Genomic DNA, 23,296 nt, shown 5'->3' with positions numbered 1-23,296 from the left:
TAAAAACATCCCTCAAGACTCTAGGATATTGTCGCGTTATTAATATAGAGAGGCAGCATAATCTCCAGCAGGATGTTTTCCACTGAGTATATCACTGTTCTCACCGACCCAATACCTGTCTAATGTGCAAGCACTTGATTTAAAGTATTATCATCAAATTTATTTATTGATTTTGTTCTAAGGTAATATCTCACCATTTCTATAATTTTGTTGATCCCAATCTTCTCCTAGGACCATTCTATCTCCATAGATAGATATTTTCTGCCGGTGACACCGTCGGTAACAATATCGCACCATCATGTGCTCTCGTCTCTTAACATCCATAAGCCAAATCCACCATTCACATAGAGTAGATTCAAACCAGGATCATGGTTCAGTCGCTCAAAATCCTGAGGCCACCATCGGTATGGCGCCATATCTGGAAAGGTATCAACATACATATTTCTATCCTTTTCAGAGATTATAAGATAGTATTCTGTAGAATAAAGTATGCTTATTGTCGAAACATTATCATAACCAAAGTGATATGGAGCATTCGGGCTATCTAAATATAATGGAGGTATTTTTTTTATCTTAATCTCTTCAGAAGTTAGTAAGAGTTCCCCATAACGACTCAAGGGAATGGAGATTCTTAAAATAGGAACATCAATTGACATGTGTACAAATAGATGATCCATCCCCTCCACCTCAGCCTGGGTCGTATGATAATTTGCAGTTGCAACGTAAGGAGATGGATAAAGACTGGTTATACCCCCCAGAAACAAACCCACTAATACAATCCCTGTTAAAAACAAAATAGACCCGGCAGTTAGTGCACCTTTACAGACCCAAGATTTTTTCAAGGCCCAGCACAAAAGAAAACTTGCAGGGACTGTACTCAAAACTAACACATAAAACATCAGCCTTAGTGGGCCAAAGGGCAGATAGAACACATATAATATTGCTATGAGTGTCCCTAATACAAAAATAGGTCCATAAAGGGAAAAGACATATCTATATCTGTTATTTTTCTGGATTTGTTGCCAGAGCAGGGGTAGGCTAACCAGAGCCAGAAATACGAGAACAATTTGCCCCCCCATTTGTCTCACGATCTGCTCAAGTATATTGTAGCCATATCCTTGTGCTAATTCAATCTGTGCTGTCAATTTAGACAAACTAGTAGGACTAGCCCCATCGCCAAGTATATTCTGTATGGTCACATCCCATGCACGAAATGACGAGATCCAGAAGATGAACCAAATTCCCAAAACCAGCAAAGGGAGGAGATATGATTTTATTTCTCCCATGTAACCTGTTAAAATAGTGGAATGTTTTTTCTTAAAAAATTGAAAAGTTATATAGAGAATTAACAGAATTAAGAGAACTAAACCTAAAAATATAGTTGGAATTGGATGAAAAACAGGATAAAAGAGGAGTGCTATGCACAGAAGAAAACCCCACGAGATCGTGTAGGAATTTAAAGATTTAAATAGAAGATAGAGAACGAGGGGAAGAAAAAGATTTGCTAATCCATTTGGAGTTAAATCGGTATACCACCCATAGATCATTGTACAACTGATCAGTGTTGCCAAGAGAATCTCCGCTTTTTGGGGTAGAACCATACATGCAAAAAGGTACATGAATGGAACCATCAATAAAGCAAAGATAAGGGGAACCACCTTATGCAACAGAACCAAGTCAAGGCCAGTAATCTGGACAATCTCTGAGAAATAAATATGAGTGATGGGATATATAACCGAATCTGGAACATATCCTGTACAGATGGTTTCTTTTATCCAGCCAATATGGGTAGCCGGGTCACCCCCCATGCACCACATATAGTAACCCCTAATAATAAAGAGCGAAAGGCAAACCGCATAACTCAGAAAGATTAACAGAAAAGCGGGTAACAACTTTCTAGTTCTGTTATCACCACTGTAAACATGGACTATAAAAGAAACTATCCCACAGACAGTGGAAAAGGCCACTGCTATCCAGAAAATTGTGGGAGTCGAACGATAGATCGAAGCCTCATATCCCGTTGCAGAGGAGTTCGATGTTACAAGCAGTGCTACTGCAAGGAGGAAGTATGCAACAATCAATATGACCAGGTACAGAGGATGGGTATGAAAACCGCCATATGTACGATTCATACAACATCCCGTAAGACCCGCCTCCATTTCTCTACAGATCCTTCAAGCATAAAATTACCCTCCACAAATCGCCTCCCACTCTCAGCAATTTGCTCCAGGTCTGGAGAGTTCAGCGCCCGGATCATGTTCTTAGCGATGCACTCCGGAGAGTTATTCTCCATTATAAATCCAGTTTTTTCATCTATTACGATATCCATTGCCGCCCCGACAGGTGTCGCGAGCACCGGCGTGCCACAGGCCATGGACTCTAGGAGAAGATTTGATAACCCTTCTTTGTAGGAGGGCATCACTAAAATCTTTATATCATTTAAAAAGTTGGGCATCGCCTCGTGATCAACCCATGGAAAATAAGTCAGAGCACATTGATTTGGCCAAGGTATGTCATTTTTTAGTGGACCATCCCCAATCACGAGAATATTTATTCCTGAGGGTAAGCCCTGCAGAGCAGATATAAATTCGATAATCCCTTTCTCAGGGGAGAAGCGACCTATAAAAGCGAAGTCGAAATGTCTGCTCTTGAGATCTTTTGATCTTTTGAATAACGTGGAATCTATATACAGTGGAATTGCAACGACCTTTTTTTGGTATTGTTTATAATTAAAATAATAGAGCATATATGGATGTTCAAGCACAATTCGATCGACAAGAGGATAGATTAGTCTCTCAATGAGAGTAAAAAAGGCAATCTTGATCTTAGAATATCGCATCGCACGTAAATAATGGGAAGGACGACCATCAGCCCTGATGAACACTTTCTTATTAAGTATTTTCGCAGTTAAAATTGGGAGAACAAAAAGATCAGCCCCAAAGCAAAACAAGACTACTCGGGCATCACTACAACTTATCACTTTCTTTGTCACAGCAATCTCGTGGTGGAGGATCGAAGTTAGGCGAATAAGAGATCTCTTGCCACTACTATAAGGAATTATAGTCTGTTCGACCTGATTTGAATTCGTTGGAATGCGATGGTTTGTTGTAATAGAGACTACATGCTGCGTAAGAGGGAGGAGAGAGTTCAACAGTTTTGTAGCAGTCCTCGCGATTGATAAGTTATCTCTGTCCCATCTACCAGATATCAACTGAATGGTAGTAATCTTCGTGTCCACAGCAATCCTCTTTATTCATTGATATTTTGTTGCATAAACCTTTGTAAAGATAACTCGGTAGGGATGTTCAGATTTTTACAGTTTCCCTGTAATTTGTTGTAATTCTGTCGACATTCTTTTAATGCCTGTGAGAGATCCTCAACCCTAGTCTTGGAAGCTACGCCTACTCCCTGTGAGGTTAAAATATCGGCGATCTCCCCCACATCGGTTGCCACAACAGGTCTGCCACAGGCTAATGATTCGAGGGCAGACAAAGGAATATCAGGGCTCCGCTTGAGATTCAGATATGGAATCACTATAACATGAGAACGGGAATAAATTGCAGGCATATCAACAAAACCGTGTAGTATTTCAACCGAGTTCCCTAATTCCAATTCATCCAGTTTTTTATCGAGTTCGCTGGTATAGTAACCTCTCCAGACCAAGTAGAGTTTCGATTTTGGTTCATACTTAAGGAAGTCATTAAATGCCTCAAGTAATAGAGGAACACCTTTATCAGCGAAGTTGTCTTCTCCTGGAACCTCCATATTTGGAGAACTAGCAAAGACAATCCTAAACTCATCTAGATTTGGTGGATCGCTGTAACGGAACTTGGTTAAATCGACCAGAGGATACATCAAGAAAATGCGCTTAGGATCCGCACCAAATTCGACAAGTTGATTCCTGGTTTTCCTACTCTGTGCAATAATAAGCGGAAATTGAGGGATTTTATTCCTTATCTTTACCAGAGCATTGTCATCTAATTGGCAGATTGAAGGGACCATGGGAATGCACTTACATGAATCTAAATACTCCAGAAATTCACTTTCGATCCCCCCCGGTAGTATGATCCAGTCAAAAATTTGTTCATAATATTTTGTAGCCAGAAAAAGTACACCTCCATTAATTAAGGAGAGAAAAGGAGTCCTCTGGATAAGATATTTAGAATTAAATATAGTATATTGGTCGTACTTCATGAATGGCCGTGACCCGATATCATTACAGGTTATCACCCGTAGGTTCAGATGTTTAGAGAGCAGATTGATCTGGTTTGCCATTGCTTCATTAAAATATGGCGCAAGGCCACCCCCAAGAATTGCAACGCTCTTCATACTTACTCTATGCCTATGCCATGCAGGCCAATTATGTCACATAATTGTTCGACAACCTGTTCATTGTAGATTTTAGGAATCATCATATTTGAAACTGCGAGATCCCCTAAACACTGGACTATTTCGGGGTGATTTACGCCACTACGATCAAGGAATCGTGCAAGTTTACTATCCGGAAAAATATACGAATATGCCAGCATGTACCTCAAAAAGGGGCCAGATGTAATCCGAAGAAATGAAATGTCGATATAGTCCTCTAGTCTATTATTCATGATAAGCTTTTGAAAAGTGTCTTCCCCTGACACCTGTTGCATTCTAGGTTCGGATATATTCACCCGACTAATAAAGGAAAGTCCTGAGATATTTACAGGTTTGTGCTCACAGACATTAGTGTCAACGGATAGACTGTTATTTCTCAATTGCCTGAGTAAATCCAACTTATGCGAGAACGCCCAAGCATTTTCATGATCAAGATTTTGGAGCATATAGGAGAAAACTGGTAAACTCATCGGAAAACTGTATGCTGAACCATTCCCAATGAGGACCCGATCATCCCCAAGCAGGTTACAGCCCTTCTTGCGGATCAGATCCATGCAAAGGGTCGTCTTAAAAGAGCCTCCTCTACCAGCGAGGATATACCCCTTACCGTTTTTACTGACACCACCAGCGTGAGCTAAATAGTATCCCTTCTGATATAGTTTATATTCGATGATCTTTAAGAGAAAGTTTTGAGCTAGGAAATCCCGGTTCAGTAGCGAAGATATTCCTCTGATTTTTCCATCATAGTGGAGAATAGCAGGACCATCTTCGAGCCCGTTGATCTGAAGCTCCCACTCTGCTACACCCTCTGACTCTTTGCTGTAGAGGTAATTTTGCTTTATATAATACTTATGATCGACCGAGTAGCAGGATGTACATGAAGGCGTAAACTTTCCAATATTGAGAGTAATATCTGGATCTTCGACTTTATCAACCTCAAAATAAGAAAATTTCAAGTTGATACGGTCTCTCCAACCACATGTAGCATCCCGAATAATCTGGAATTTAAGGATGTTGTGAATGTTGTAAGATAGTATCTGTTTCATCTTCTAACATCTCCATTTTCATAAACTATCTTTGAACCAAAACAACAAGAGAATGGAATTTTCATTCGATCAGTTCCCAAATCTTTTCGAATACGTTCAGATCATATTTTTGAGGAACTTCAATCCTGTAACTACTGTCAGAGATATTCTGCAGGTTGCACATTAGGTTTTCTTCGTATGTATCCCAATACTTTGCAAGAGAACTTTGGGGATAGATAAATGAATATTGCATGATATATTTGGTGAAAAAAGAAAAATCAACTCTTAGATTAAAAGCCATTCGTCGAACCAACTCATTAATATCGATTTTTGAAGAACTAAACCTCTCATGCGGTACAAGCATACAAATTGTACGCAAAGGAGACGGTATAGAAGGAGAATAAATATCGATATCAGTTGGATTGATCTTAGTCACCATTTGTAGACCAGTTAATGGGAAGAGCATATTCCTCATGTGATAACCTAACCTTATTTGCCAAGGTATATTTCGCTCCAGATAGGGAAGCATGTTAAATGAGAAGATATTCAGAGGCGATAAGTACGGCATAGCGTGTCCCTTACGCACAATAATAAAGTTATCACCCATAAACTGACAACCACGCTCAGTGGCATAGAGCGCTGTAGACGTTTTGCCCCCACCGCCTTGAGCGGTGAAAAGATGAGTCCCATGGTTGTTACACACAGCAGAACCATGAACCAATGAACAGCCCAACTCATTTAGTTTATATGTTATTATGGGATCGATGAGGAATCCGGGAATTATGTATTTAGCAAAGTAGTTCCCAGAAATTTTTAACTGCGTATGCCCCCTTTCAAGACCAGTCAACTCAAATTTCCATTGTGCTCGTTTATATGAGTCCTCACAATAGATGTAGTCCTTTTTGATATGGAAAATATTGTCAAGGATAGTACAACCAGTGCAGTCAGGATGAAAATCACCGATAGTTACAGTGAGGGCGGGATCTGAACTCGCATTTGAGAGAAAATTTTGGTATTCTTCGCGAATCGAGGAGTGAATCCAGGGCTGTGATTTCTTCTGTACACGGAAGGAGAGAAGATCATGAATACAATATTCAAGTTCCTGCTCACTCATGCGACTCTCCCAAGTTCGCGCAATTTGAGTATACATGCCTCAGCAAACTTCTCAACATTCCCTCTATCTACTAGAATGTCATTATCCCCAAGTTCTTCGGCAAAGAAATTGAAATCAAATGCGACAATTGGCTTTCCAGATGCTTGAGCTTCAAGCACTGGAACATTATTTGCTTCCCAGAGTGAGCCTGTAGCATAGACATCACATGCAGCATAATAATATGGCAATTCTTCATCCGACACAAAACCAGCAAAAATTACTGAACTGTCGGCCATCTTCTTCAACTCCTCCATATAATATGGATAGGTTGGTTTCCCTATGATGATGAGTTTTGCTTCGGGAACTCTCTTCTTTAAGAGATTAAATGCCCTGATCAAGAGATCGGCGCCTTTTGGAGGACAAACCCTTCCAACATTTAAAATTACAGGAGCATCACCAAGATTATACCTCTCTCGAATTTTTGTTCCATCGACTTGTTTATTAAACCTTAACAGATCTGTTTTATTGTATATTACAATACTATCTAAACCAGTGTATCCTTTAACTTCGTCACGAGCGGATTTGCTGACGGAAACAACAAGATCTGCATTCTGTATCGTAATCTTGGTCGCCCATATAAAGAGTTTCAAATAAATCCGTTCGTATAGATAAGGCTGAAGACTTGGTGTCGGGATACCGTGATACCAATAAATATACTTTGTTCCATGGTGCTTTTTGGCAAGATCTGCAAGCCAATTCATAGGATAGAGATGACTGATGATTAGATCGTAGTCCTTAAGATCCTTCAGAACATTGTTAATTTTAATAAAATCAATTGGAAAGATCAAACGGTAAATCCTTTGCCAAAAGAGGTATTTTGGCATCCCAATCTCAATAACAGATAGATCTGAATCAATTTCTTGATGAAATGTTATAATATCAACATCTTTCCCAAGGCTTCGAAGATCCTTAGCCTGTAATTCTACAACACGTGCGTCGCCGCTATATGAGGCGAAATTTGGGACTAATAATGCAATTTTATTGCAGTCTTTGATCCTATCTAAGAATTCATCCATATACCATCTCTCCTATTAAGTTGAGTTCTGTTCAAGTGACAGATAAGAGCGTTAAAGGGATCTTCAGATCCTACACCTTTTTTACAAAACATATCCTAAAAACATCTTTGCAGAAAACCAGAGCCTCTTCAATTCATCTACTGCGTTCTTCCTGAATATCTGCCTCATGGCAAGCGGCACATATCCCGGCGAAAGATAATACCCCCGCAAGATCTCATTTGCCTCACGCACCATCTCCTCGTTGCTCAGGGCAGGATAAGAGATGATAGCCTTCTGATGGCCCTCACCATCAAGATACTCGTTGGGATCATCGGTGAGAAGATAGCCGTTGTCCCTGCACCAGACGTAAAACTCCGTCCCAGGGAAGGGCGATGCCACGGCAACCTGCAGGATGTCGGGCTTCACCTCCCGGATGAGCTTCTTAGTCTGCTCGATCGTTTCTTTTGTTTCGCCGGGAAGACCTATGATGAAATCACCATGTACAAGCAACCCGGCCTTCCGGGCATTCTCTGCAAATGTTCTGATCTGATCGGTCGTGATCCCTTTCTTGATCGCCTGAAGTATGGAGTCAACCCCGGATTCATAGCCTGCGATAAGCAGGCGGCAGTTCGCCTTCTTCATCGCTTGCATCGTCTCGAGGTCAAGGGAGTTTGCACGGGCGTTGCATGACCAGGTGACCGAAAGACCGCGTTGCTGATAGCCCTTACAGAACTCCAGGACCCGGTCCTTGCTGATGGTGAAGGTATCATCCTCGAAGAAGACTTCCTTGACCTTCAGGTTGGCTTCAATCCAGGCAAACTCATCCAGAACGCTGGAAATACTCCTCACCCGGTATCTCCGCCCCGTGAGAGTCTGGGGCCAGGCGCAGAAGGTGCACTGGTTCGGACAGCCTCTCCCGGTGAAGATCTGGACCTCCGGGTACAGGGATTGCCCAAGGAAATAGTCCTCGATATGGAGATATTTTTTGTAGACTTTCGATACAAACGGGATCGTATCGAGGTCTGCCGATGTTGAAAACGCTCTATCTGGATTATGGATGATCTCCTCATTTATCCGGAAAGAAATGCCATCTACAGAAGAAAGATCTTTCGAGCACTCAAGAACCCTCGCCAGGGCCTGCAACGTAAAGTCATACTCCAACCGGGCGACAATATCAATGGCCGCGTGCCCCAGGATCTGTGTTGCGTACTGGGACGCCGGGGGACCGACAAGGACGGTCGTGATTGCAGGGCAGACTGCCTTTACAGCCCTTGCAACACCGATATCATTATTCAAGCTGGGAAAACTTGAATCAATGACCAGAATATCTGGTTTAAACGTACCGATATCATCTATGACATCCTCTATCTTCCAGTCCCATGCAGGTGCATCAACAAGCCGCGTCTCATGCTCCTGCTCAAGGAGAGCGGTCGCGTAGGACAGCCAGATCGGGTAATAGAGGGTGCCTGCTCTCCCCGTGTCCTGCCAGCGTGCGCTCCTTCCAAAATGGGGGAAGTATGGAGGATTGAGAAGATATATCCTCATGAATTGCTCCCGGCGGTAACGCTTTCAATCGTGCCCTTCCAGAACCCGAACATATAGGCAGTATGTTCAAGAATAAATACGATCGGAACTGAGACCAGATAACCAAATTTTCTAGACTTCGTAGAGATCGCCAGAGTATAACCGATAACGATCAATGCATAAACCACAAGCATGGCAACGGATATCAGAGGAGCGATGAACGCCATCAAAAGGATCCCGACAGCCGCGATCGGTGGGACGACCTGAAGATCCCAGAGCCTGTTGACACCCCGCCCATAGCCGAAAAACACCATCCGCCGGACAAAGGCCGGGAGTGATCGTGCCTGATTGTGGTGGATGAGGGCATCAGGAGTATAGAAGATGCGACCGAGACTCTGGAGGCGCCTGTTCATTTCGGTGTCCTCGTTAATGGAGAGGTGAACATCAAAGCCTCCGGCCTCCAGAATATCCCGCTTGCGGTACATGCTGTTGCACCCGCTGATGCTCTTTACAATCCTCTTCCCTTTGAGAACGCGGTCCTGGACCGAGTTCGCGCTCCCAAGGAAGGTGTCGAGGGCAAGGGAGATGGACTCCTCCCAGAGCCCGGTGCCGATGTTTTTTATGCCTCCCCCAACGCCCACGATGCCGTCATCAAATTCCCGGACAAGGTTTTCAAGCCAGTCTTTCTGAGGAATGCAATCTGAGTCGGTAAAAGCGATATACTCGCCCTGCGCCTCTTCGACACCCACCTGGCGTGCACCGCCGACAGTCCCGAAGTCCTCAAAGACAACACGTACCGGGAACTTAAGGGCATTTTTGACGGTATTATCGGTGGAATGACCATCAACTACAATGACCTCATATGGAGGGAGAGTCTGATTAAAGACCGCTTTCAGACAGTCTTTTATTCTGGTCTGATCGTTCAGGACAGGGATGACCACTGAGATCTTTGGATCCCCATCACGTGAAGATTTAGGAGCGCGTCGACCTCTATAACCCATTACTATTCCCTCCAGAACACTGCTTTTGCGAACCCATAATCTCCACCAGCGAGTACAAAATCAACCCCGTCGTCACGAGCAGCAACCCCAGCATCAACGAGAAGATCCCCCCGGTAAACACAATATAATGAAACTGCCCGGCCTGGTAAAACTCCGAAAACGCATAGAGTTCAGCCGCCAGCCCAACACCCGTAAAGAGCGCCCCCGGGATCCCGAAAAACACCAGCGGCCGGCGCAGACTGATCAGCCGCACGATGTTCATCAGCACCCCGACCCCGTGCGAGACCGGGTTCTCCGAGGACGTCCCCTCGATGTCGTAGCGCACCGTGATCGGCACCTCCGAGATCGCAAGGCCGGCGTCGGCCGCCTGGATCAGGATCTCGGATCCCGCGGACATCCCCTCGCCGGTGACGTGCACGGCCCCGATCGCCCGCCGGCCGTATGCCCGAAAGCCGCTCTGGGAGTCCGAAACCTTCAGGTCGCCGCCGGCAAACTGCGTGGCGGTGTCGAGGACCTTCATGCCGACCTTGCGGTAGGCAGGAATGTCGCCCTTCGAGCCGTCCAGGAAGCGGGAGCCGATCACCACGTCCGAGCCCTCCTCAAGGCCGTTCAGGAGGGCAGGGAGATCATCGGGGCTGTGCTGGCCGTCGGAGTCGAGGATCACCAGGGCGCCGGCGCCCAGGGTGCGGGAGACCGAGAAGATCGTCCGCAGCGCCCCGCCGTAGCCCAGGTTCGTCCGGTGCCTGATCACGAGGGCGCCGAGGGCCTGCGCAATCTCGACGGTGGCGTCGGAGGAGCCGTCGTCGATCACGAGGACCAGGTCGACGTAGCGGTATGCGCCGACGATCGTCTTCGCGATGTACTGCTCCTCGTTGTAGGCCGGCATCGCGGCGATCGTCTGCCCTTCGGCACACCCGGTCAGCGTGGCGAGGGAGGCCGGATCGTCCGTGAGCACCCGGCCCCTGAGAGGAGCATACCCCGGGTGAACTCCTCTTTCCTGCATACCGGAAGATCCGTCCCGGCAGCGCACCTGTACTTCCTGAGACATGATTGGGTCCACGCGACACTTCCCAACCGCCCCTCCTCACCGCCGCCCTTTTCCCACAAGCACAGGGGATCCTACAATTTCCCTGAATTCTTGAGGTGCGGGGAGGTTCCGTGGGGGGAACAGTTATTTAAAGTGATGAGTAAATTGGTTCGAAAGTATATAACCATACGGTTTCACCCCGCGAACGTAAAACAGAAGCCATATATACGAAAGAGCGTCCCCGGGCAAAAGTGAAATATAAGAAAAGATCCCCATGAGAGATCGCGCGGAGGGGGCGGCGCCGGCAGGCGCTGCAAACCGCCGGGGCCCATAAAAAGGTTATGATGTCGGCATCCGGCAGCACGGCGGCGGCACCGACTATTCAGACATTCTTCAAAAGATATATCCTCATGGGGGGCGACCTATAGGAGTGATGACCAGGGCGAAATATGCGGCGGCCGGCGCGCTCGCCGCCTGGGCGGCGGTGGTGGGGGCGTTCATGCTCTTGAACCGCACCCTGGACCTCCAGGTCTATTTCGTCCTCGCCCTGATCGGCCTGTTGGTGGTGGCGGTGCTCATCGACACCCCGTTCGCGCAGCCGACGTACATGAGACGGATGAAATACCTCATCGCCGCCGGCGTGGCGGTCTTCGGGTATATCGTCGTGATGAAGATCATGGAGATCGTCGCCACATGAGAGGGGCGCACCTCCTCCTGGCCGGGCTCGCCGCCCTCTGCATCGTCCTGCTCGCAGCCCAGGCGGCGAGCCCCATGCTCTGGACGGCAGCGGACGCCGCCGCCACGGTGGCCGAGCGCGACCTCTCGGTGGCGGCGAAGATGAACGCCGATAAGGCGGAGTCGGTCCTCCCCCTGATGCAGGACCTCCTCTCGCAGTCCGGGACGATCGTCCTCTCGGTGAAGGTGAAGGACTGGGAGAGCGCCCAGAGAGACCTCGAACGCTACGCCGAGATGACGCAGTCGATGAGCAACCTGGTCGTCTCCCTGGACCTCTCGGAGACCGACGTCCAGGACTTCTCCAGCCGGAGCCGGGAGAACGTGGAGGCGCTGCGCACCCTGGTGAACGGGACGCAGCGCTTCGAGGAGATCAAGGAGCTCCAGATCGAGTACAGGAACAAGGACGACCCCGGCAAGCTCTACTCGATCATCTACGAGGGCGAGGCCCTGCGGGACGAGCTCTCCCAGGCCTACACCTCGTACGCCGGCCAGAAGGAGCAGCTGACCGATATCGGCCAGAAGTACGAGGCCGACACCACCGCCTACGAGGAGAGCGTGGACGGCTACAAGGAGATCGTCGAGGAGGTGGCAGAGGTCCAGGTCCAGGAGGTGAGCGCCTCGGCCCCGGTGCTGCCGCCGCCGGCGATCTCGATCTTCCTCACGCCCGAGGAGGCGCGGTACGGCGAGTCGGTCCAGGTCCGCGGCCTCCTCGCCACCGGCGAGGACGGCGCCGGGGTGGACCTCTACATCGACAGCCGCCTCGCCGCCAACGTCACCACCGCAGAGAGCGGGCGCTACGAGTTCGTCTATACGGTGGGGAGGAACCGGGCCGGAACGCACCTCGCCTATGTGCAGTCAGGCAGGTCGGTCTCAGACCTGGCGCAGTTCTCGGTGCTCTCCTCGCCCTCAGACCTCACCCTCGCGGCAAAGGCGAACGCCTCGGCAGGGCTTGCGGCCTGCACCGGCAGGCTGACGGCCCTCGGCCGCGGCGTCCCCGGCGCCGAGGTGGCGGTCTTCGTCGACGGGAACGCCACCGCCTGGGGAAAAACCGCGGAGAACGGGGCGTACCAGATCGAGGTCCCCCTGGAGCCCGGGCAGTATACGATCAAGACGGTCTTCGCCGGCGAGGGCTTCCCGCTGGAGCCCTCTGAGAGCCAGGAGCTGGAGGTGGCGATCGTCGACCCCTTCGGGCTGATCAAGACGGTTCTCACCGCCCTCGCCGCCGTCTCGTTCGGGCTGATCGCCGGGCTTGCGTACCTCCGCCGCTCCCGGCGGCCGGCGCCCCCGGAGCCCGCGGTGCAGCCCCCCGCGGTGGTGGAGGAAGAGCAAGAGGAGGAAGAGATCCCGGAGCCCCCTGAGCCTGTCGGCCCGCTCTCCCCCCTGGACGAAGCCGCCCTCCTCTGGGAGCGCTTCGCCGTCGCCGCGGGGAGGCGCTTCGGGATCAAAAACCCGCGCGCGAAGACCCCGCGCGAGGTCGCCGCCGCCCTCGCGGAGACGCCGGCCGCGGACGCCGCGGGGGCGTTCGCCCGCCTGTACGAACGGGTGCGGTATGCCGGCACCCCCTGCGGCGAGGACGAGGTGGGAGAACTGCGCACCTTCTATGAGGCGGTCGCCGGGGGATAACGATCGTCCCCCCCGGATGGCACTCCGGGCGAGGAGAAGATGCCCCCCTGCGGAACCCCTATATAATGCCATATACCATTCTCCCATGGAGGGATATATTGTCAGAGAATCGTCTGCGCTACACAGTACTCATGGAGCAGAACGAGGACGGAGGCTACACCGTAACGGTTCCATCGCTCCCCGGCTGCATCAGTGAGGGGTCCACCTGGGAAGAAGCGCTGGCAAACATCGAGGAGGCGATCGCGGGCTACCTTGAGGTAGCCAGAAAACTGGGACGGCCCATTCCCGTTGAGGTTTCCGTATCTCTCAATACAATCAATGCAGTATGAAACTTCCAAGAATCACCGGGGAGAGAGCGATCAGGGCCCTTAAAAAAGCGGGTTTTGAGGAAGTTGGAGTGCGAGGCAGCCACCACTACCTCTATCATGCCGGGCGCGGTGCCATCGTCACGATTCCGGTACACGCCGGGAAGACCCTTGCTCCAAAGACACTTCAGACGATTCTATTTCAGGCCGGGCTCTCTGTCGACGAGTTTCGGACGCTCCTGTAACTCCAGGATCTCCCGCACCACCCCGGTCTCGGAGATGTCGTCACGCGGAGTAACCATTGCAATCATTCTCCCGTATGACAGATGCCGTGATGGGGATGTGTCCAGGGAAAAAGTAGACCTATCGTTCCCGGGCATTTGATGAAGAAGGCGAATCTCCGCTCAGGCATAGATGATATCCTCTGATATCGCCTTGAAGAGACGTTTTCGCCCCACAACCCCCCCTTTCAGGACGAGGTCCACGCGCCTCCCAAGGATATGCTCCAGCTCCTCCTTGAGGTCGACAACGTCCCACCCGATGGGCTCGGCCAGATCGACGAGAATATCGAGATCGCTCCCTTCGACCTCTTCGCCCCGGGCATACGAGCCGAAGACGCCGATATCGACAACGCCGTATTTTTTCTTCAGCAGGGGTTTGATCGCCCTGAGCAGATCGATCACAGGTTCAACCGATCCGGTTCCAGCCATATACCTGAGAGTATTGCCACACCCATTAATAATACCGGACGATCAGCTGCAGGACGAACATCCAGGGAATGACGTCCATCTACCGAAGCGTGCCTCAATACCCCGCCGGGCCACGATACTATTTTGCTTGCGCACGTCACTCCATGACGTGAGGTTCCCCATGGCAGCTACGATCACACTCCCGGAATCGGTGCTCCAGGCAATACGAGTGCTGGAACGCTTCATCCGCCGGATCCTTGCCGTCGAGCTCTATCGTGAGGGGCGATTATCGCTTGGAAAGGCAGCAGAAGTGGCCGGGGCGAGAAACAAATGGGAGATGGTCATGCTGCTGGACGAGAAGGGCGTAGCCCTGGATTATTCGGCAGAAGATGCAGAGCAGGACCTGAACACGCTCAAAAAGTACCTGGAGCGCCCAAATACAAACGACTGCAGCAGGACAGGGCATGAAGACCATAAAAATAATCGTTGAAAAACATCCTGACGGTTATGTCGCCTATCCGCCTGGCCTGAGAGGTGTTGTCGTCGCAGAGGGGGAGACCTACGAAGAGGCGCTCGCCGAAATAAAATCCGCGATACGCTTCCACATCGAGACATTTGGCAGCGATGCATTCGAAAGCGACGAGAACCAGGGCTAGCCGCTCCCCGACCCCCCCCGCACATCTGATAGAGGTAGGGACGGGCAAACCACTCCGGCACGCACAGCCAGCATTTTTCATCGACACCTGCTCCTCCCGGCCCCTCCTCGCATATCCAGGGGCAATCATGCGCGGGGGTCCGGGGGTGCAACCCCCGGGCAGAGGCGAGGCTCATTTATTTTGCCTTCCCGGACCTGTCTTCATCCCGGCGACTGGGTCACGTTCGCACCCAGAAAAAATGAGGGGTTTTGCAAAGCCGATATTTACTACACAGGTGCGGCGAAACGTTCCGTGAAGCCTCGCTGATTCCGGCACGCCGGGTTTGTTGAGTTCTGCTGCCGACGAAATGCCCCTCGAAAAATCCTCAATGCTGGCATCAAGGATATGATGGAGGTACGCAGGATCTTCCGGCTTCATAAATCACCACTTCATCACGACGTATGGCATCGGCAAGATAGGGGCTGACCGCCTTTTCCGTGACGAGATCGACGTTTCTATGGAGGGCAGCCTTGAGTTCGTCCTCGATACGCACGATCTCGATAAGACTTTTTGTGCGGCCGAACCTGACCAGGATATCGATGTCGCTCTCCGGGCCGGCCTCCCCCCGCGCATAGGAGCCGAAGACTGCGATCCGCTCGGCATCGTTCTGCGTCAGTACACGAACGATGGTCTCACAGATCTTCTCGGTCAGGGTATACATTCCTCTTGCTGTAACCTGACCCATCATCAGCCTTTCGGCAGAGGAACGGTTTCGTCATCACCCCTGTTCCCGGGGCGATTTTTTACAGGTCGACGCCCTCTAAGAGCGCCTCGAGGATGAACGGGTTCTTCTCCTCCACGAGGCGCTCGAACTCTGCCGGCGTATAGCAGAGGGGCTCGACCGGGAGATCGGTGAGGTCGAGCAGGGCGGCGATGCGCCGGTGGAAGCGTTCGGAAAAATCCCCGATCACGATCAGGTCGATATCGCTCCCTTCGTGCATGGACCCCCTCGCCGCCGAACCAAACAGGACGATCCGGTCGACCCGGAAGCGGGAGCGCACATCCGCCGCAAAGGCGCGGAGGGCCGCCATCAGGTCGGGAGAAGGGGCCGTGCTGCCGGTATACCTATCCATTCCTCCTCTTCGAAATATTTACAGAGACATGCCCACTCGAAATCTTCGCCAGGTACGCTCCGTAGATCTTTTTCCGCCCGCACCATCCGGCGCTGTGCCTCCCGGGTTGTGTACGCCGCGTATGATCCCTGAGACGCTATATATATTCTGCCGTGCGTCCGCCATCCCGCTCCAGACAATCCCCCATCTCTGCATGGCTACACCCCTCATGCGTCCAGCCACTCATAGAGAGGGACGACGTGAATCGCCCTCCCATCGACGACCAGTTCTTCAGATTCCGACGCCGTGACAATGACGCCTTCGTCAAGGGTATAGGCATCCATCGCCTCAACCAGCCCGCGGATCTCCCTCTTCCGCGTGCTCTCCTCCTTCAGGGACCATGTCACCTGGACGGCCTGGACGATCGTTCTGCCCGACTTCACCAGAAAGTCGCACTCATACTGGTCTTTATGATAATAGATCCCGCCGTGTTTTCTCCTCAGGGCGATATATACGAGGTTCTCCAGGAGTTTTCCCGCGTTTTCCGAAAAGGTGAAGGCGACGGCATTGACAAGCCCCGTATCGAGAGCATAGATCTTTTTCGGGTTTGCAACCTGTTTTTTTACCGAGTAATCAAATTTCATCACGGTGTACAGAAGAAAGGCGTCTTCTGCATACTCGATATATTCCTTCACGGTATCGGTCGAGATCTGAAGGCCATCGGCGATGCGGTTGTAGGAAAGCGTGGTGCCGACATTGGAGATCAGATAATAAAGCAGATCGACGAGGTCGCTGTTGTTCCTCAGCCTGTTTGGAAAGATGATATCCTTGAGGTATATCGTCTCATAATAATTTTTGAGGATCTGGATCTTCAGGCCCTCCTGCTCTTCCAGGACCACCCTTGGAAACCCACCGAATTTCAGATAGTCCTCGAGATGCTGCCGGCGCTCGACAACGGTCGGGTGTGCGACCCCGCAAAAGCGGAGGTATTCCTCAAAAGACAGAGGATAGACGGTACAGGAGAAATATCTGCCTGAAAGGCGGCTGCTCTCTCGCTGGAGCAGCGACGATGTGGACCCGGTCAGGATGCACTTCACCGTGCTCTTTGTGTCGTATATGGTCTTGATCGCCTGGGCCCAGTATGAATAATTCTGGATCTCATCGATGCAGAGGTAAAACCGCTCGACATGGGGGTGACGGGCGATATGATCCTCGACGATGCCGGTGATCAGGGCGGGATCGTCTGCCATGGAAAAGAAGAACGGCTCATCCAGGTTCATGAAAAGGATCGCCTCGCGGGCCACCCCTCGTTCGAGAAGAGACCTGATGATCTGGTATACGAGCGTGGATTTTCCGGTTCTCCGGGCACCGAAGAGAAGAAGCACCTCCCTCGCCTCCATCGTAGCCTCGATCTGGGGGAAATACGATAGGCGCTCAACACCGGTTTCAAACGCTTTTTCAAACCACCAGGGGTTTTGACTTTCGAGAGCAATCCGGAGCCTGTGATCCATCTGTCGAGTATAATCGACAATACATGATTAAAGTGTCGATTACAATCGACACTTTCACACCCCCTCCAGCTCCCGGAACCGGAAGACCACCCGCCACTCCTGCTGCTCTCGAAGCATCACCTCGTTCGCCTCCTCCAGGAGATCACAGAGTTCGTCCATCCTCTCGGCCCGGCGGATGCGGAGCGTGATCGACGAGAGATGATGGAGCATCGCCGCCGCCCGCTCGGCATTGTGGCGGTACTCCCGCTGGACCCGGATCGCCGAGAGAGAGGCCGCCACCGCCGGCAGCACGATGGTGGCGGCGGCGAGCAGGGCGCCGTCGTGGTGCACGGCCCCTGATGCATGGGCGGCGGCGGCGATGAGGGTGGCGATGAAGAAGAACTCCCCGGCGTGGAGGAGGAGGTCGTACCACCGGCGGTTGTGCCTTTCGGTGGCCGCATAGAAATCGATCTGCCGGTCGATCCAGGTCGAGAGCAGGAAATGCTTCAGGGGTTCGAGCGGGATCGCAAGAGAGCAGTACTCCAGCGGGCGGACGTCAAGCAGCCCCTCAAAGGCCCGGGACATCCAGTCGTCGGCATGGTGGGTGAGGGTGATCCCCGGGTGGTTGCCCGGCACCGAGCAGCGGACACAGACAAAACAGAGGAAGATCGCCGACCTGATCCGTTCGGCAAGAAACCGGTAGTCGAGCCACTTGCGGTGCCAGTCCAGCGTGCGGGCGGCGATCAGCAGCAGCAGGATGGCGGCGATCGCTCCCACCTCAACCCAGATGAGGGAGAGGAGATCGGGAAAAAGGAGCGCCTGCACCGTGACCGCCGCAATCGCCATCGCCGAAAGGGCATAGACCGACGTCCCGGCGCCGAGGTGGAGGAGACCGTAGCGGTCGGCGAGGATCCTGGTCCGCACATAATGGGGGAGAAGCGAGGCGGCGACCGGTTCGAGCAGAGCGGCGTCCAGACCGGCGGCGCGGAGCTCGGCCTGAAGCGCCGCGGTGCGCTCGTCCACCTGCCGGCCAATCCGTTTGGCGTCCACCCGTTCGGCATTGTAGGCGTCGAGCGAACGCAGCGTCGCCAGAAAACCCTCGGCACCGTGCCCCTCGACAACGCCGCCGCCACCCATGACCCGGAAGACCGGGATGCCCGAGAAGCGTGCGGCGGCGATCAGACCGGCAGGTGCGTCGGGAAAAACGACGACAAGATCGCAGCCGTCGACCTCCTCGACAGACACCGCCCGGATAGCGAGCGTGTGGGGCGTATGGGCAAGGACCGCATCGATACGCCCGGTCACACCGGCAGGATCGCCGGTCCCGGCCGTGCCGACGGCGACATCGATCTGCAGGGCGAGCGGGTCCACAGGCGCCTCACCCCTGCCCGAGTGCGTCCCTGATCGCCCGGCGCACCGCACCCGAGGGCTCGCCATCGAGCGCCGCCCGCAGGGCCGCCTCATACTCGCCGATCTCGCCGAGGGCCCATGCCGCCGCCTTCCGTGCCGGCGGGTTCGGATCCCCGAGCACCCGGACGAGGGCGTCCCCGGCCGCAGGGTCGGCGATCAGGCCGAGCGCCTTCGCGCTCATATAGCGGACATGGTCTTTCTCGTCTGAGAGCGCACGCACGAGCGCTCCCACGGCCCGCCGGTCGCCGATCCGCCCGAGGGCCTCGGCCGCCCGGTAGCGGGTCCGCCACGCAGGGTCACGGAGGGCAGGGATCAGGGGAACGACCGCAACCGGCCCGAGGGCCGCAAGCGCCGCCGCCGCCTCCTCCCGCACCCCCTTATCGGGATCGCCGAGCGCCGCAACCAGCGGAAGGGCCGCCGCCGCATCCCCGGTCCTGCCAAGGAGGAGCGAGGACATCCGCCTGATCCGGGCGTCGTCGGCACCGCCGAGGGCGAGGGTGAGCGCCTCCTCCCCAATCTTCTCCTGATTCATGCATCCGATCTCGCCCTCCTCCCTCAAACTACTTGTGGAAAAAAAACGAGAGAGTGTGATCAGCATGGCGGCATTCACCCCCGGCGACCCGGCGCTGTACATCAACCGCGAGCTCTCCTGGATCGAGTTTGACCGGCGCGTCCTCGAAGAGGCCTTCGACCGCACCCACCCCCTCCTGGAACGGGTGAAATTCCTCTCGATCTTCTCCTCGAACCTCGACGAGTTCTTCATGATCCGCGTGGCCGGGCTGCGGCGGCAGATCGCCTGCGGCGCCCTCGAGGCCCCGCCCGACGGCATGAGCCCGAAGGAGCAGATGCAGGCGATCCGCGAGCGCCTCGTCCCCCTCCTCCAGGAGCGGCAGCGGTGCTGGGAAGAGGAACTCCTCCCGGCCCTGGAGGCGGAGGGGATCGTCGTCCACCGGGCAGAAGACCTCCCGGCCGCGGCACAGGAGGCGATCAGGAAACGCTTCTTCGAGGAGGTCTTCCCGGTCCTCACCCCGATGGTCATCGACCCCTGCCACCCCTTCCCGGCGATCTCGAACCTCTCCCTCAACCTCGCCGTCGCCGTCAGAAATCCGGCCACCGGCGAGCGGGCGCTGGCGCGGGTGAAAGTGCCGACCGACCTCATCCCGCGCCTCCTCAGGGTGCCGGGGATGGACGGCCACCACCTCGTCTTCATCGAGGAGGTGGTGGCCGCAAACTTAGACCTCCTCTTCGTCGGCATGGAGGTGGAGGAGTGTCACGCCTTCAGGGTCACCCGCGACGCCGACATGGAGATCGAGGAGGACGAAGCCTCAGACCTGCTCACCGCCGTCGAGGAGGGGATGGAACTCCGCCGCCGGGGCGCACCGGCGCGCCTCGCCGTCACCACCTCGATGCCCGGGTGGATCCGGGAGCGCCTCGCCTCGCACCTCGGCATCCCGCCGATCCAGGTCTACACCACCGGCGGCCCCCTCGGCATGGCCGACCTGATGGAGATCGCCGGGATCGACCGGCCCGACCTGAAGGACCCCCCCTTCCTCCCGGCGGTGCCGCCTGAGTTCACCCGGGGCACCCCGGTCATCCCCGCCCTCTCGGGCCGGGACCTCCTCCTCTACCACCCGTACGACAGCTTCGCCCCGGTCGTCGCCGTCCTGCGCGAGGCGGCGCACGACCCCGCGGTGCTCGCGATCAAGCAGACCCTCTACCGGGTCGGCCCCAACTCCCCGATCGTCGCCGCCCTGATGGAGGCGCGGCAGAACGGCAAGCAGGTGACCGCGATCATCGAGTTGAAGGCGCGGTTCGACGAGGAGAACAACATCGGCTGGGCCCGGGCCCTGGAAGGTGTCGGCGTCCATGTCGTCTACGGGCTCACCGGCCTCAAGGTCCATGCGAAGGTCTGCCTGATCGTACGAAAGGAGAAGGACGGGATCGTCAGGTACGTCCATCTCGGCACCGGCAACTACAACGCCCAGAGCGCCAGGGTCTACACCGACATCGGGCTCTTCACCACTGACCCGGCGATCGCCGCCGACGTCTCCGACCTCTTCAACGTCCTCACCGGCGTCTCGCGCAAGGCCGACTACCGGAAGATCCTGGCCGCTCCGGTCTCGATGCGCAAAGAGGTCCTCGCGCGGATCGAAGGGGAGATCGAACGGCAGCGGGCGCACGGGGACGGCCGGATCATCTTCAAGATGAACGCCCTGGTGGACCGGGAGTGCATCGACGCCCTGTACCGCGCCTCAGAGGCCGGCGTCCAGGTCGACCTGCAGGTGCGCGGGATCTGCTGCCTGCGCCCGGGCATCCCGGGCGTCTCTGAGCGGATCGCCGTCACCTCGATCGTCGGGCGGTTCCTGGAGCACGCCCGGATCTACGCCTTCGGCAGCGGCGAGGTCCTCCTGGGCAGCGCCGACCTGATGCCCAGAAACCTCGACCGAAGGGTGGAGGTGCTCTTCCCGGTGGAGGACCCGGCGATCAGGGCCGGGCTCCTCCGCCTCCTCGCCGTCCACCTGGAGGACGACGTGAAGGCAAGACGGCTCCGCCCGGACGGGTCGTACGAGCGCCCAGAGACCGGCACCTGCAGCGCCCAGGCGTGGATGATCGCCCACCGGCCGGGCGGGGAGGGGCCATGAGCCGGGCGGCGGTGCCGCCGGGGGGCAGGGTCGCCGCCTTCATCGATCTCGGCACCAACTCGGTCCGCCTGCTGATCGTCAGGCTCAACGAGAACGGCTCCTACACCGTGCTCACCAGGCAGAAGGTGACCGTCCGCCTGGGCGAAGGGGAGTTCGAGAGCGGACGCCTCCAGCCTGCGGCGATGGAGCGCACGGTCCTCGCCTGCAAAAACCTCATGGAGGCGGCGCGGGGCTTCGGGGCAGACGAGACCGTGGCGGTCGCCACCTCGGCGACGCGGGAGGCGGAGAACCAGGACGAGTTCCTGGCATCGATGAAGGAGGGGGCCGGCGTGGACCTCAGGGTGATCTCGGGGCTCGAAGAGGCGCGGCTCATCCACCTCGGCGTCGCATCGGGCGGGGATACCGGCGGGAGGGAAGCGGTCTTCATCGACATCGGCGGCGGCTCGACCGAGATCTCGGTCGGCGGCCACCACGCCCCCCGCCACCGGGCAAGCCTGAAACTCGGGGCGATCCGGCTCTCGGCCCTCTTCCCGCCGGATGAGGACGGCCGGATCGACCTGGAGACCTACGAGGCGATGCGGGCCCATGTGCTCGCCGCCGTCCGCCCGGCCCTCGACGGCTTCGGCGACATCGGGACCGACCTCGCCTTCGGGAGCTCGGGAACGATCGAGACGCTGGCGGCGATCGCCGGGGACAGGAGCCTCCTCGCCTACGCCGACCTCTGCGCCGCCCTCAGGAGGCTCTATCCGATGAGCCTGGAGGAGCGGCGGCAGATCCCGGCGATCAACCCGGGCCGCGCCGACATCATCGTCGGCGGCGGCGTGATCCTGGAGGTGCTGATGGCCGGGATCGGCCTCCCCGCGATCAGGATCTCCGACCGCGGGGTGATCGACGGGCTGCTGGTCGATTACCTCAGCGGCTTCGAGGGTTTTTTGCAGGGCAGCCCGGTCCCGGTCCGCCGCCAGAGCGTCGTGCACCTGATGCGTGCCTGCCGCGCCGACGAGGGGCACGCCCACCAGGTGGCCAGACTGGCCCTGCGCCTCTTCGACACCGGGGCGGCATCAGGCGTCCACGCCCTCGGCGAAGAGATGCGGGAACTGCTCGAATACGCCGCCCTCCTCCATGACACAGGAAAGGTCATCGCCTTTCGCAACCACCAGCACCACTCCCGCTACATCGTCGAGAACGCCGGGATGTCCGGGTTTTCCCGGCGGGAAACCCTGATCATCGGCGAGACCGCATGCTTCCACCGCAAAAAAGCCCCGTCTGAAAAGGCGCTCATCGCCGCAGGACTCGATCCCGAGGGGGCAAAGGCCGTGCGGACCCTCTCGGCCCTGCTGCGGATCGCAGAGAACCTGGACCGCAGCCAGCTGGGTCTCGTAAACGACGCCGCCCTGAGGAGAGAGGGGGAAAGCGTGGTCATCGAGGTCGAGAGCCCGGGCGGGTGCGACCTCGAAATATGGGGAGTGCGCGACGCCCTGCCGGCGATCGAAAAGTGTCTCGGCCGCAGGGTGGAGATCCGGGCCGTCTGAAAGAAAAAACCTTTTTTTAAAGCCCTGTGC

The 23,296-nt window shown here is 54.7% G+C and carries 23 protein-coding genes; 8 read left to right on the top strand and 15 right to left on the bottom strand.

Annotation, left to right across the window (positions count from 1 at the left end):
• Positions 1 to 296: 296 nt before the first annotated feature.
• The 9 genes from METLI_RS13085 to METLI_RS03725 all read right to left on the bottom strand — a co-directional run bounded on the left by METLI_RS13085 (position 297) and on the right by METLI_RS03725 (position 11,114).
• Positions 297 to 2,081 carry a hypothetical protein gene (locus METLI_RS13085; protein ID WP_157203206.1) on the bottom strand — a complete coding sequence of 595 codons (1,785 nt, stop codon included), beginning with the start codon at positions 2,079 to 2,081 and terminating at the stop codon, positions 297 to 299.
• A 47-nt stretch (positions 2,082 to 2,128) separates the two neighbouring features.
• A complete protein-coding gene (locus METLI_RS13465) occupies positions 2,129 to 2,764 on the bottom strand; it encodes a glycosyltransferase family 4 protein (protein WP_217178703.1) in 636 nt (211 codons plus the stop codon).
• 485 nt (positions 2,765 to 3,249) lie between these two features.
• Complete coding sequence (locus tag METLI_RS03755) at positions 3,250 to 4,329, bottom strand: glycosyltransferase family 4 protein (RefSeq protein ID WP_004038158.1); 1,080 nt, start codon at positions 4,327 to 4,329, stop codon at positions 3,250 to 3,252.
• A gap of 2 nt (positions 4,330 to 4,331) precedes the next feature.
• The gene (locus METLI_RS03750; protein ID WP_004038155.1) at positions 4,332 to 5,414 is read right to left on the bottom strand and encodes a hypothetical protein; all 1,083 of its coding nucleotides are present in this window, start codon (positions 5,412 to 5,414) and stop codon (positions 4,332 to 4,334) included.
• A 61-nt stretch (positions 5,415 to 5,475) separates the two neighbouring features.
• Positions 5,476 to 6,507 (bottom strand): hypothetical protein, encoded by a 1,032-nt coding sequence (locus METLI_RS13075; RefSeq protein ID WP_004038153.1) that lies wholly within the window; start codon positions 6,505 to 6,507, stop codon positions 5,476 to 5,478.
• Positions 6,504 to 7,562, bottom strand: coding sequence for a glycosyltransferase family 4 protein (locus METLI_RS12350; protein ID WP_004038151.1), 1,059 nt, complete (start codon positions 7,560 to 7,562; stop codon positions 6,504 to 6,506). The genes METLI_RS13075 and METLI_RS12350 overlap by 4 nt, the downstream gene beginning before the upstream one ends.
• An 81-nt stretch (positions 7,563 to 7,643) precedes the next feature.
• Complete coding sequence (locus METLI_RS03735) at positions 7,644 to 9,086, bottom strand: B12-binding domain-containing radical SAM protein (RefSeq protein ID WP_004038149.1); 1,443 nt, start codon at positions 9,084 to 9,086, stop codon at positions 7,644 to 7,646.
• Positions 9,083 to 10,006, bottom strand: a complete 924-nt coding sequence (locus tag METLI_RS03730; RefSeq protein WP_048103613.1) for a glycosyltransferase — start codon at positions 10,004 to 10,006, stop codon at positions 9,083 to 9,085. The genes METLI_RS03735 and METLI_RS03730 overlap by 4 nt, the downstream gene beginning before the upstream one ends.
• A gap of 49 nt (positions 10,007 to 10,055) precedes the next feature.
• Positions 10,056 to 11,114, bottom strand: a complete 1,059-nt coding sequence (locus tag METLI_RS03725; protein WP_245529396.1) for a glycosyltransferase family 2 protein — start codon at positions 11,112 to 11,114, stop codon at positions 10,056 to 10,058.
• 412 nt (positions 11,115 to 11,526) lie between these two features.
• Here METLI_RS03725 and METLI_RS03720 point away from each other — a divergent pair, with 412 nt between their 5' ends.
• The 4 genes from METLI_RS03720 to METLI_RS03705 all read left to right on the top strand — a co-directional run bounded on the left by METLI_RS03720 (position 11,527) and on the right by METLI_RS03705 (position 14,001).
• On the top strand, positions 11,527 to 11,790 hold the full coding sequence (locus METLI_RS03720) for a hypothetical protein (RefSeq protein WP_004038143.1): 264 nt from the start codon (positions 11,527 to 11,529) through the stop codon (positions 11,788 to 11,790).
• Complete coding sequence (locus tag METLI_RS03715; protein ID WP_004038141.1) at positions 11,787 to 13,451, top strand: carboxypeptidase-like regulatory domain-containing protein; 1,665 nt, start codon at positions 11,787 to 11,789, stop codon at positions 13,449 to 13,451. The genes METLI_RS03720 and METLI_RS03715 overlap by 4 nt, the downstream gene beginning before the upstream one ends.
• Before the next feature lie 98 nt (positions 13,452 to 13,549).
• Positions 13,550 to 13,780, top strand: coding sequence for a type II toxin-antitoxin system HicB family antitoxin (locus tag METLI_RS03710; RefSeq protein WP_004038140.1), 231 nt, complete (start codon positions 13,550 to 13,552; stop codon positions 13,778 to 13,780).
• The gene (locus METLI_RS03705; RefSeq protein ID WP_004038138.1) at positions 13,777 to 14,001 is read left to right on the top strand and encodes a type II toxin-antitoxin system HicA family toxin; all 225 of its coding nucleotides are present in this window, start codon (positions 13,777 to 13,779) and stop codon (positions 13,999 to 14,001) included. Before METLI_RS03710 ends, METLI_RS03705 begins: the two co-directional genes overlap by 4 nt.
• 159 nt (positions 14,002 to 14,160) lie before the next feature.
• On the opposite strand, the gene METLI_RS03700 is transcribed toward METLI_RS03705, so the two are convergent.
• Positions 14,161 to 14,466, bottom strand: coding sequence for a nucleotidyltransferase family protein (locus METLI_RS03700; protein ID WP_004038134.1), 306 nt, complete (start codon positions 14,464 to 14,466; stop codon positions 14,161 to 14,163).
• Positions 14,467 to 14,626: 160 nt separating this feature from the next.
• Between METLI_RS03700 and METLI_RS03695 the strand changes: the two genes are divergently transcribed.
• Both METLI_RS03695 and METLI_RS03690 read left to right on the top strand, forming a co-directional pair.
• Positions 14,627 to 14,935: a UPF0175 family protein gene (locus tag METLI_RS03695; RefSeq protein ID WP_004038132.1), complete on the top strand. Its 309-nt coding sequence runs from the start codon at positions 14,627 to 14,629 to the stop codon at positions 14,933 to 14,935.
• Positions 14,910 to 15,101 (top strand): type II toxin-antitoxin system HicB family antitoxin, encoded by a 192-nt coding sequence (locus tag METLI_RS03690; protein WP_004038131.1) that lies wholly within the window; start codon positions 14,910 to 14,912, stop codon positions 15,099 to 15,101. Before METLI_RS03695 ends, METLI_RS03690 begins: the two co-directional genes overlap by 26 nt.
• Before the next feature lie 376 nt (positions 15,102 to 15,477).
• Here METLI_RS03690 and mntA read toward each other — a convergent pair whose 3' ends face one another.
• The 5 genes from mntA to METLI_RS03665 form a co-directional block, all read right to left on the bottom strand.
• Positions 15,478 to 15,801, bottom strand: coding sequence for a type VII toxin-antitoxin system MntA family adenylyltransferase antitoxin (mntA, locus tag METLI_RS03685; RefSeq protein ID WP_157203205.1), 324 nt, complete (start codon positions 15,799 to 15,801; stop codon positions 15,478 to 15,480).
• 82 nt (positions 15,802 to 15,883) lie between these two features.
• A complete protein-coding gene (locus METLI_RS03680; RefSeq protein WP_004038128.1) occupies positions 15,884 to 16,213 on the bottom strand; it encodes a nucleotidyltransferase domain-containing protein in 330 nt (109 codons plus the stop codon).
• A 206-nt stretch (positions 16,214 to 16,419) separates the two neighbouring features.
• Positions 16,420 to 17,703: an ATP-binding protein gene (locus METLI_RS03675; protein WP_004038127.1), complete on the bottom strand. Its 1,284-nt coding sequence runs from the start codon at positions 17,701 to 17,703 to the stop codon at positions 16,420 to 16,422.
• A gap of 54 nt (positions 17,704 to 17,757) precedes the next feature.
• The gene (locus METLI_RS03670; RefSeq protein WP_004038126.1) at positions 17,758 to 19,119 is read right to left on the bottom strand and encodes a hypothetical protein; all 1,362 of its coding nucleotides are present in this window, start codon (positions 19,117 to 19,119) and stop codon (positions 17,758 to 17,760) included.
• Positions 19,061 to 19,624 (bottom strand): HEAT repeat domain-containing protein, encoded by a 564-nt coding sequence (locus tag METLI_RS03665; RefSeq protein ID WP_004038125.1) that lies wholly within the window; start codon positions 19,622 to 19,624, stop codon positions 19,061 to 19,063. The genes METLI_RS03670 and METLI_RS03665 overlap by 59 nt, the downstream gene beginning before the upstream one ends.
• A 64-nt stretch (positions 19,625 to 19,688) precedes the next feature.
• Here METLI_RS03665 and ppk1 point away from each other — a divergent pair, with 64 nt between their 5' ends.
• Both ppk1 and METLI_RS03655 read left to right on the top strand, forming a co-directional pair.
• Complete coding sequence (gene ppk1 / locus METLI_RS03660) at positions 19,689 to 21,734, top strand: polyphosphate kinase 1 (RefSeq protein WP_004038123.1); 2,046 nt, start codon at positions 19,689 to 19,691, stop codon at positions 21,732 to 21,734.
• Positions 21,731 to 23,266 carry a Ppx/GppA phosphatase family protein gene (locus METLI_RS03655; protein WP_004038121.1) on the top strand — a complete coding sequence of 512 codons (1,536 nt, stop codon included), beginning with the start codon at positions 21,731 to 21,733 and terminating at the stop codon, positions 23,264 to 23,266. Before ppk1 ends, METLI_RS03655 begins: the two co-directional genes overlap by 4 nt.
• Positions 23,267 to 23,296: the final 30 nt, after the last annotated feature.

Origin of the sequence: Methanofollis liminatans DSM 4140, assembly GCF_000275865.1 — an archaeon.
Lineage (GTDB): Archaea > Halobacteriota > Methanomicrobia > Methanomicrobiales > Methanofollaceae > Methanofollis > Methanofollis liminatans.
The sequence above is the reverse complement of the archived record's forward strand: the minus strand, read 5'-3'. Positions and strand labels throughout refer to the sequence as shown.